Origin of the sequence: Mucilaginibacter psychrotolerans, assembly GCF_004519315.1 — a bacterium.
Taxonomy (GTDB): domain Bacteria; phylum Bacteroidota; class Bacteroidia; order Sphingobacteriales; family Sphingobacteriaceae; genus Mucilaginibacter; species Mucilaginibacter psychrotolerans.
Window position 1 is genome coordinate 62,839 of record NZ_SOZE01000027.1, and the last position, 10,285, is coordinate 73,123.

A 10,285-nucleotide genomic window follows, 5' to 3' on the forward strand; every position below is an offset into this window, starting at 1 on the left:
CATCCGTTTTTTAAAAATTAGCGAAATTCGTTTCAATTAGAATAATTCGTGTTAATTCAAAGCGTGTCTATAATTTTACCACCACAGCTTTACCTGTATAAACTACGCTTTTGTCGATCTTATCCGCTGTACCAGTGTTTGAGCCGTGCGCGCCGTTCACCAGTACCACATTAAACGTGTGCTTCTTCAGCATTCCCTTAAAGCTACCTTTGGTGGCCGAGATGCTTAACTGATGCAGCTTGTCATTCCAATTCAAAGTAAAGGTTGCCTTTGCACCTTTTTCGTAATTGTAATTTTCGTTCTCGTCTTCGTAGTATTTAAAGGTGCCGTTTGCTCCTGGGTAAATACGCAGCTCTATATTATCAGCTGGTTTTTCGGTGGCGTATTGCATTACCGGCCCCATCGGGATGATGGAACCAGCACGTACATATATCGGCATCATATCCATCGGCACATTAACCGACAGTTTCTGTCCGCCTTTGGTAACTTCGCCCGTCCAGAAGTTGTACCAACTGGTACCTGCAGGTAAATATAGTTCACGTGTTTTAGCTTTGCCCGAAGCGCCTGCGCCGGTATACAGTTGCGCGGTAACCGGGTTAACCAAAAACGCCGGACCGAACATATACTGATCAGGAATATTGTAAACCTTGGCATCCTTTTGAAAATCGAAGGTAAGGGCGCGCATCATGGTATAATTCTCGGTATTTACACGACCGGCCAGCGAGTAGATATATGGCAGCAAACGGTAACGCAGCTTATCAAATTTGAGCAACGTAGCACGCGTATCTTCGTCCCAGTTTTTAGAGAAGATGGCCCGCTCCCCTTTCCCGTGGATACGGAATATTGGGCTGAAGGCCCCAAACTGAAACCAACGGGTAAATAGTTCCCTAAACTCAGGTTTCGACCAATCGGGTGCTGTCCATTTCCAATGGTAGCCACCAATATCTGATGTCCAATAGGGTATGCCCGATGCGCAGGCATTGATGCCCTGCGGTACCTGGTTTTTGAAATTGGCGAAAGTACATTCGATATCTGATGACCATAACGTAGCGGCATTGCGCTGCTCTCCCGCGAAGGATTGCCTCACCAGAAAGAAAGCCCGTTTGCCGGGGATATCCCTGCGCCAGCCTTCGTACACGCCTTTGGTATGTTGCAAAGAGTAAGTGTTGAAATAATCGATGCCCTTGCCGGTGTAAAAATTGGCCTTGCGGCGCTCATCAAGCAGGGCGCCGTTATCGGGTTCGCATTGATCTATCCACCAGGCATCCCAACCGTAGCGTTTTACCAGGCTATCGCGTGCTTGTGCCCAATAAAGGTCGCGCGCTTTTGGGTTATGGGCATCGTAATAAGTATCGAAGGTATGGGTAACCACGTTATCCCAGGTAATGCTGGTAAGGCCGCCCATTTTATCCAGCGCATCGTAATTTGGCGTACCCTTGCCGAATACCGGCCATATCGAGATCATGGCATGCAGGTTGGCTGCATGCAGGGAATCAATCATTTGTTTGGGGTGCGGGTAACGCTCGGGCTTCATAATGTGCGAACCGATTGGCAGCGGATCCCAGTAATACCAATCCTGTACCAACACATCCACCGGAATATGGTTATTGCGGTAATTATCTTTTACCGTAAGTATCTCGGCTTCGCTGAGGTACCTGTCTTGCGATTGGAAAAGCCCGTAGGCCCATTTTCCGAACATAGGCGCGCGGCCCGTTGCGGTGCGGTACAAATCGATAATACGGTCGAAACCCGGGCCGTAGAAAAAGTAGTAATCTACCTGTTTGCCGCTTTCTGATACATATTTAAATTTGGTGTTGCCATCCTCTGCTCCGTAAAAATTAGACGCGGAATAATTATCCCACATCAGCCCGTACCCTTGGGTAGAGAGCATTACCGGGATAGCGCCTGTAAGGTATTTGATGGCCATATCCTGGTTGCGGCCCTTGTAGTTGATAGAAAGCGAATCCAGCGGATGGCAGCCCATCCCATACAGGGCCTCGTTGGCCGGAGAAACGAATTGCGTGGTACAGTTATAAGTGCTGATGCCCGCAATAGTAGCAGGTGCCATGGCTTTATTGCCGGCGGCTTCGGCAGTGATTACCTTACCGCTTAAATCGCAATAGGTGATTGCGTTTGTAGCCTTATTTATCTTGAGCTTGAGCTTGGCGGTGGTTATCGTCACTTCGGTTTTGCCGTCGGTAACGGTATAGGCTGTAGCCAGCGGCCATTTATTGTTTACCACCAGTGATTCTTTGGCAGAGAAACTATCGAAGATGGTATATTTTACCTCTATAATATCCGCCCGGCAGATGTTGAGTTGCATCAAGCCTTTATCCAGCTTAAAAGTTACCCCTTTGGCATTTTTGGTATACGAGATAACGGCAGCTTCTGCCCCAATGAAACCCATAATACAGAGCAGCAGCAGTGTCGATTTCTTAAAAAAAGAATTTATCTGAAACATAGATAATGAATGATAATTGATTTTTTAAAAATAGCGACAGCCTTCAAGAGCGGATGTGTCAATTGTACATATTCATAAAACAAATGTTAACCATGGGCTATAAAAAGTTAACAATGTATCATTTTAGCATCTCCAGAGATAAAAAACTCAGAAATTGGCGAAAATAACGGAGTTCCTTCGGGGACAGAAACACTATAAGCCGCTATGCCGAGATTTGTGGAGTAACAGTTAGCGAAAATCTAATGCAAAAAAAAACGCCCCGATAAATCGGGGCGTTTTCGTAAGCTTAATAGTTATTAATATAATTAAACAACTTTTACTTTCACTGCGTTTAAGCCTTTTCTGCCGTTCTCTACTTCGAACTCAACTTTATCGTTTTCACGGATTTCGTCGATCAGGCCTGTTGAATGAACAAATACGTCGGCACCACCACCGTTAGGTGTGATAAAACCAAAACCTTTTGTCTCATTGAAAAATTTTACTGTTCCTTCTTTTTGCATTATTTTATTTATTAAAGTACAAATGTAGGGATAATAATCGGCATTCGGGCAATATTGCCCAATCTTACATTTGCAGGGCTTTAATTTCAGGCTACAATCGCAAGGTGCCTGCCTTGCAGCGTATCCTCAGAATCTTTTACTATCCCGCGTATTTTCTCGTCCAATTCGTTCACGGTAAGTTCCATCATTTCGAAATAATTGAAGTAGATATTTTCCATCTTCAGCAAATCCATAATGCCCATCAGCGAAGCTACAGGCCGGCGCAACTCGTGCGATTGTATCATGGCTATGCGCTGCAGGGCTTCGTTTTGCACGTTGATATACGCTTCCTGCCGTTTACGGTGCGTAATATCGGTTGAGTTCAGCGATACGCCTATCACAATGCCATCATCATCACGCACGGGCACAAACGTGGTTACCTTCCAGCACTCCAGCGGGGTGCCGGGCATCAGCCGCCATTCGCGTTTAATGGAGCGGCCTGATAGCGCTATGCTAAAATATTTCTTGAACTGGTTAAGTACCGCCGGCTCGGTGTAGGTGAGTATCGAATCGCCGATGCAAAGGTTATGCTTATAGTGGCTGCGTAGGAATATAGACGCCGAGCGGTTAAAGGCAAGTACATCGTAATTACGCCCAACCAAAATATGGGTATCGTTTGAGCTATCGAAAACGGCCCTCAGTTTTATCTCGTAGGCTTTACGGGCCTGAATTTGCTCATGCTCTTTTTGATACTGATGCTCCAGGTTATTCAGGCTCCATTGCAGTTCCATCAGGTTTACCACCTGCGAGGCCAGGGTTTTGAGCGCTTTTTTCTGATGTTCCGTTAATCCCCGCGGTTCCATGTCTATTACGCAAAGGCTCCCTATCGCAAATCCGTCTTTTGTAATAAGCGGCGAGCCGGCATAAAACCGAACATATGGCTCCCCTGTAACCAGCGGGTTGGTTTTATGATTAGGGTCTGCTAAAAGATCGGGTATGATCACCAACTGGGTTTGTTTAATCGTGTTGTTACAAAAAGAAACGCTACGCGGGGTACATTCCACCTCGGTACCTACCGATGCCTTAAACCACTGCACATCCTTATCTAATAAGGTTACCAGGGCCACGGGGGTTTGGCAGACGGCTGCGGCGAGGCTCACCAGTTCGTTCAAATCTTTTACAATACCGGCATCGAGGGTTTTAAACCTGTCAACTGCGTTAAGGCGCAGGTACTCATTATCTTTCATGGCAGAGGATACAATACATCATAAATTCGTTTACGCGGGCGTAACAAAATGTCGCCGTTAATAAACCGATATAAAAAAGGCTTGCCGAATGGCCCAAAAAGCCCCGGCCTGTGCCAGGGGCTTCGCTGAAACAATTACGCACACCAACCCTTCCTGCAACACTATCCTTAACCTTTCAGCAACATTCTTTTTGGGCGGGCACAAAACGGGCATCGGCAAATACTATTATTATATGTAAAATATACGGTTAATATAATGAGGCGGTTTGAAGGCATTCGATTATTTTTGCCGCCGATGAAAGCATTTATTTTCGACCTGAACGGCACCATGGTAAACGATATGCCCTACCATGCCGCCGCCTGGAAACGCGTAGCCAACGAAGTATTGGGCGGCAACTTTACTGATGAGCAGATCAAACAAAACATGTACGGCAAAAATGCCGAAGTATTGGTAAGGCTGTTCGGCTCGGGCAAATTCAGCCCCGAGGAGATGGATAAACTATCTGAAGACAAGGAAGAGCAATACCGCCGCGAATTTATCAGCGAACTGGCGCTGCTACCCGGTCTTGCCGAATTTTTAGAACGCGCACATCAGGCCGGTATCCCTATGGCTATCGGGTCGGCGGCTATACCATCCAACATCGATTTCGTATTGGATAACCTCAACATCCGCCATTACTTTAAAGCCATTGTAAGCGCGCACGATGTTACCCATAGCAAACCCGACCCTGAATCATTCACCAAACCGGCTGCTTTATTGGGCGTAAAGCCCGAAGATTGCATCGTATTCGAAGATGTACCTAAAGGTGCCGAAGCGGCCCGCAATGCCGGCATGAAGGCCGTTATCCTCACAACCACCCACCCCGTAGAAGATTTCGACGCTTTGGATAACATCCTGCATTTCGCCGGCGATTTTAACGATGATTATATAAAAGCATTGGTGTAAACGAGCAAGCCGGGATTTATTACAGCAATTTGCTCAATAAATCCCGGCTTGCGGCTTTGGCCTGTAAGTTCTAGGCCGAATAAACCGATTTCACGGCATCGCGCAGGTTATAGTTAGATGCCATCACCTCCCCGTAAGCACCTGCTGTACGCACCGCGATCAAATCGCCACGGAAAGACTCCGGCAGGTCAACATCCTTACGGAAACAATCCGTGCTTTCGCAGATAGGGCCGACTACGTCGTATTTTATTGGTGAGTGGTAAGTAGTGAGTGGTGAGTGGTCGCCTTCTTCTTGATTCTTGTCTCTTGATTCTTGATTCTTAACTCTTGATTCCTGACTCAAATTCTCAATAACGTGGTAAGCCTGGTACAGCATTGGGCGCATCAGTTCGGTCATGCCGGCATCAAGGATCAGAAAATTCTTCTTCTGCCCTATCTTCACATACAGCACGCGCGAAATCAGCGAGGCCGATTGCGCAACCAATGCGCGGCCCAGTTCAAAATGTACCTCCTGGCCGGGTTTAACATTCAGGAACTTTTTGAACACTTTAAAGTAACTTTCAAAATCAGGAATGGTGTTACCATCGGGATTGTGATAATCAACCCCCAGGCCGCCGCCAGTATTTAGTATTTTTATGGCGAAGCCATGATTCTCAAACCAGTCTTGCATTTCGTTAATGCGGGTACAAAGGTTTTTGTACACCTCCATATCCGTTATTTGCGAACCGATATGAAAGTGGATACCTAAAAATTTAAGGTTAGCGCATTTGCGCAGCATCACCACTACATCATGCAGTTGCCATGTATTTATGCCGAATTTATTCTCATCCAGTCCGGTAGTGATAAAATGGTGCGTATGCGCGTCCACATTGGGGTTTATGCGGATAGCAACCCCGGCTACTTTGCCTTTTGCTTTCGCCAACCCGTCGATAATTTCCAACTCCTGTATCGATTCTACATTGAAGCAGAAGATATCCGCATCCAGCGCCTGGTTTATCTCTTTATCAGATTTACCTACGCCCGCAAAAACCACTTTGCTTTTGTCGAAACCGTGCTCAATGGCAGCTTTTACTTCGTTACCGCTCACGCAATCGGCACCAAAGCCGTAGGCTTGCACGGCAGCAACAACTTTGGTATTGAAGTTTGCCTTCATGGCATAATGCACATGAAACCCGTATTGTGACGATGCATCGCGACAAGCATCAAGCGTTTGCCGCAACACATCCATGTTGTAGTAATAAAACGGAGTCTCAATCTCCGCAAAGCGTTCTATGGTATCTTGTTTGAACATTTAAGCCCCCTCTAAATCTCCCCCTGAAAGGGGAGACTTTTAATATCTTGTGGTCTATATAAATCTATTTCTTAAAGCCCTCCCCTTCAGGGGAGGGTTGGGTGGGGCTTAAAAAAGCCTATTATGCAAGCTTCTCAAGGCTTCCACTTTATCTTCTGTTTTTACCAGCAGGCTCATGTTATGGTCGCTGCCGCCGTAAGATATCATCCTTAGCGGGATATGCTTTATGGCTTCCAGCACCCGCGCGGCATAGCCGTGTTTTTCGGCACCGAAATCACCCACCACGCAAATAATGGTGTGGTTCACGTCGATATCTACAGAACCATAGGCAGCTAATTCTTTAGTTATTTCACCTAGATAGGTAGTATCGTCAATGGTTACCGAAACGGCCACCTCTGATGTGGTGATCATATCGATACTGGTTTTGTAACGCTCAAACACCTCAAAAACGCGGCGTAAAAAGCCATGTGCCAGCAGCATACGGCTGCTTTGTATCTTTACGGCGGTAATATCGTCTTTAGCGGCAATGGATTTTATTTTGTCCTTCTCACTGTCGTTAGTAATCAAGGTACCCTGAGCCTGTGGGTCCATGGTGTTCAGCAAACGCACGGGGATCTTGTACTTTTGCGCCGGGAACACGCTTTGCGGGTGCAATATCTTGGCACCGAAGTAAGCCAGCTCGGCAGCTTCGTCGAAAGATAGTTGCGCAATGGGTTTGGTCCCCTTTACGATGCGTGGGTCGTTGTTGTGCATGCCGTCTATATCGGTCCATATCTGCACTTCCTCGCTGCGAATGCCCGCTCCTATTAATGAAGCGGTATAATCGCTGCCGCCGCGTCGCAGGTTATCTACCTCGCCAAAAACGTTGCGGCAAATGTAGCCCTGGGTAATAAATAGGTTGTTGTCCTTATGCTGCTCCAGCAATGGCGTAAGGTGCGATGTGATATGGTCAACAATTGGTTCGCTGTCCTCATCGGTCTTCATAAACTCTAAAGCAGGTAACAGTACGTTGGGTACGCCGATCTCTTTAAGGTAAATATGGTAAAGCGTGGTACTGAGTAATTCGCCCTGCGCTAAAATGATCTTATCTTCTATGGGGGTAAACAGGTCGTTAGCCAGGCCGCTTAACACCCTGAAATGGTAATCGATAACTTCTTTACCCTGTTCGTAAAACTCCGGCTTGGCTAAAAGTTCCTTAATAAATACTTCGTACTTATCCTTTAATACAGTAATCAAGTGGGCGGCCTTCTGCTTATCGCCGGCAAGGTACGCCTGACCAATTTCAACCAAACTATTTGTAGTGCCCGATACGGCCGACAGCACCACAATTTGCTGCTCGGCGGGGTTGATGATATCCAGCAGCTTTTTCATACGGTCGGGGCTACCTACCGATGTACCGCCAAATTTTAAAACTTTCATTCTATATATTCCCTTAAAAAAATCGCCGACATGCATGCACCAGCGTTTGCGGCGCTAAAAATAGGATTTTAAAGCAATATTCTACTGGTTTGGTAGAAATTATCTGAATCGGGGATGTCGTCTGAACCGTTGATTTTAATGATTTTGAGATTTCGTTGATGTCTGAACCTTGATTTTAGGATTAAAGGATTGACTGATTCTTTTTTTAAGGGTAGCAGAAGAAGCTTCGGGCGAAAACGGACAGAACGTGGTGGGCCGTGCGGCCGGAAACACTTTCACCACCGCGTCATTGCGAGGTACGAAGCAATCTCTACACAGGAAAAGCGGCCTTGCTATTTGCTCTGCTTATCGGGAGATTGCTTCGTTCCTTATAATGACGTGGCCTTAAGCTATTGATTATCAGTATGTATTTTTTACACGTCATAACCTTTTTTTTCAGGGCACCCCCTGATGGATACTCGCAATGACGTTGAGAAATAATAGAAGTCAAAAAAAATCCTCACCTTAGGGTGATAATCCTCCAAAATCCTGCACATACTATTAAACGCGGATATGATGCCAGTAAATAACACAAATGCCGAAACCGAAAAGCTAATGATGCGGCTTTACAAAAGCGCTTTCCCGGCGGTAGCCCGGTATGTGGCTAAACTGGGCGGCAACGTTGATGATGCACGCGATGTTTTCCAGGATGCACTGGTTATTTATTACGAGAAAGCCGCCATTGGGAAATTAGAACTGCAAAAAGGAGAAAGCGCCTACTTGCTCGGCATTGCCAAACACCTTTGGCACAAAAAATTCAGGAACGGGCGCTACGATATTTCGCTGGATGAATTTGAAGGATTCGACCTGCCCGATGAAATCGAACCGCAACCAATTGCCGAAAAATTACAGCATTACCTGGAAACCGCAGGGCAGCGCTGCATGCAGTTGCTGGGTGCCTTCTATTACGACAAGCTGCCCATGAAACAAATTGCCGGGTTATTTGGGTACGCCGGCGAGCGGTCGGTAACCGTGCAGAAATACAAATGCCTGGAAAAAGTACGCGAAACCATCAAACAAAACGCATTGCAATATGAGGACTTTATTGACTGAGATACAGCAGATAGACGAACACGTGCAAGGATCTGCCGCACCAGATGAGGCACTGCTTTTTGAAGCAAAGCTATTGCTTGATGCCGAGCTGCCCCTTAAAGTGCAATGGCACAAGCAAACCCTTGGCCTGGTGCAGCAATACGGGCGTAAAAACCTGGTGAGCGTTATCAACGATGTGCATACCCAATTATTAACCCAACCGCAGCATCAAAGTTTTAGGCAGAAAATAATGGGTTTATTTCGATAGCCTCACCTAATCCTCTCCAAAGGAGAGGACTTTAAAAAATACAAAATAAGCCCTTCTCCTTTGGAGAAGGGTTGGGATGAGGCTCCCCGCTAAGAACTAATTAAATTTTTATGAAAATGAATACAAATGAGTTCCGCAAATATGCGGTAAGGCACCGCCATGCTAATAGTTTGCATGTGGATAGGTTTATCAGTCGGGTAAATACAGCTAACCTGCCCGTGGGTATGACACCCAATATTTTGGAAGAGCGGCAGCTCAATATCTCGCAGATGGATGTTTTCAGTCGTTTGATGATGGACAGGATCATCTTCCTGGGTACCGCAGTAGACGACCACGTGGCTAACATCATCCAGGCGCAATTGTTGTTCCTGCAATCGGCAGATGCAAAAAGGGATATCCAAATTTACATCAACTCGCCGGGCGGCTCGGTTTACGCCGGACTGGGCATTTACGATACCATGCAGTTCATCTCGCCCGATGTAGCCACCATTTGTACGGGCATGGCCGCCTCCATGGCCCAGGTGTTGCTTTGCGCAGGGACCAAGGGCAAACGCGCCGCCCTCCCCCATTCGCGGGTGATGATGCACCAACCCTCCGGAGGGGCGCAGGGAACTGCTGCCGATATAGAGATAGCGGCCATACAAGTCACCAAAATGAAGAAAGAATTATACGAGATAACCGCCCTACACACCGGCCAACCCTACGAACGCGTGTACCAGGTATCCGACCGCGACCACTGGATGATAGCCGCCGAAGCACGGGAATTTGGGATGATAGATGAGGTGCTAGGGCCAAAAGGCTGAATGTCTGAACTCGAATTTTAAAGGAATTAAAGAATTTACAGAATGGAAGCGCCAGGTATGATTCTGTAATTTCCATAAATTCATTAATAGGATTATGTATTTAGTTCGCAAAGCGTTTTTTTTGTTAATAAATTATTGATAATCAGTAAGTTATTTAGTATATTTAAGCTAAATAACTTACTATGTTTAGCGGAATTAGTATCAACGAATTTAGAGATAAGTTTAAAACGGAGCAGGATTGCCTCCAATATATTTTGGATAAGAAGTTAGCTGGCGGATATTCTTGCCTGAGATGCCAGGG

10 protein-coding genes are annotated in these 10,285 nt (G+C 46.3%); 5 read left to right on the top strand and 5 right to left on the bottom strand.

From position 1 onward, the window contains the following. Nucleotides 1–67: 67 nt before the first annotated feature. The 3 genes from E2R66_RS21185 to E2R66_RS21195 form a co-directional block, all read right to left on the bottom strand. Nucleotides 68–2,461 carry a glycoside hydrolase family 31 protein gene (locus E2R66_RS21185; protein ID WP_133234507.1) on the bottom strand — a complete coding sequence of 798 codons (2,394 nt, stop codon included), beginning with the start codon at nt 2,459–2,461 and terminating at the stop codon, nt 68–70. Between the two features lie 305 nt (nt 2,462–2,766). Next, nucleotides 2,767–2,961, bottom strand: coding sequence for a cold-shock protein (locus E2R66_RS21190; RefSeq protein ID WP_133234509.1), 195 nt, complete (start codon nt 2,959–2,961; stop codon nt 2,767–2,769). 86 nt (nt 2,962–3,047) lie between these two features. Further along, a complete protein-coding gene (locus E2R66_RS21195) occupies nt 3,048–4,187 on the bottom strand; it encodes a GAF domain-containing protein (RefSeq protein WP_133234511.1) in 1,140 nt (379 codons plus the stop codon). Between the two features lie 88 nt (nt 4,188–4,275). Between E2R66_RS21195 and E2R66_RS28480 the strand changes: the two genes are divergently transcribed. Together E2R66_RS28480 and E2R66_RS21200 are read left to right on the top strand one after the other, a co-directional pair. After that, nucleotides 4,276–4,425, top strand: coding sequence for a hypothetical protein (locus E2R66_RS28480; RefSeq protein WP_158288471.1), 150 nt, complete (start codon nt 4,276–4,278; stop codon nt 4,423–4,425). Between the two features lie 56 nt (nt 4,426–4,481). Then, nucleotides 4,482–5,132, top strand: coding sequence for an HAD family hydrolase (locus E2R66_RS21200; RefSeq protein ID WP_133234513.1), 651 nt, complete (start codon nt 4,482–4,484; stop codon nt 5,130–5,132). A gap of 70 nt (nt 5,133–5,202) precedes the next feature. Here E2R66_RS21200 and lysA read toward each other — a convergent pair whose 3' ends face one another. Together lysA and E2R66_RS21210 are read right to left on the bottom strand one after the other, a co-directional pair. Further along, nucleotides 5,203–6,423 carry a diaminopimelate decarboxylase gene (gene lysA / locus E2R66_RS21205; protein WP_133234515.1) on the bottom strand — a complete coding sequence of 407 codons (1,221 nt, stop codon included), beginning with the start codon at nt 6,421–6,423 and terminating at the stop codon, nt 5,203–5,205. Nucleotides 6,424–6,531: 108 nt separating this feature from the next. Continuing rightward, entirely contained in the window at nt 6,532–7,842 is a 1,311-nt protein-coding gene (locus E2R66_RS21210; RefSeq protein ID WP_133234517.1) for an aspartate kinase, read from the bottom strand. Between the two features lie 552 nt (nt 7,843–8,394). On the opposite strand from E2R66_RS21210, the gene E2R66_RS21215 reads away from it, so the two are divergent. The 3 genes from E2R66_RS21215 to E2R66_RS21225 all read left to right on the top strand — a co-directional run bounded on the left by E2R66_RS21215 (nt 8,395) and on the right by E2R66_RS21225 (nt 9,984). Next, nucleotides 8,395–8,934: an RNA polymerase sigma factor gene (locus tag E2R66_RS21215; RefSeq protein ID WP_133234519.1), complete on the top strand. Its 540-nt coding sequence runs from the start codon at nt 8,395–8,397 to the stop codon at nt 8,932–8,934. After that, nucleotides 8,915–9,181: a hypothetical protein gene (locus E2R66_RS21220; protein ID WP_133234521.1), complete on the top strand. Its 267-nt coding sequence runs from the start codon at nt 8,915–8,917 to the stop codon at nt 9,179–9,181. The genes E2R66_RS21215 and E2R66_RS21220 overlap by 20 nt, the downstream gene beginning before the upstream one ends. 110 nt (nt 9,182–9,291) lie before the next feature. Beyond that, nucleotides 9,292–9,984: an ATP-dependent Clp protease proteolytic subunit gene (locus tag E2R66_RS21225; protein WP_133234523.1), complete on the top strand. Its 693-nt coding sequence runs from the start codon at nt 9,292–9,294 to the stop codon at nt 9,982–9,984. Nucleotides 9,985–10,285 lie beyond the last annotated feature (301 nt).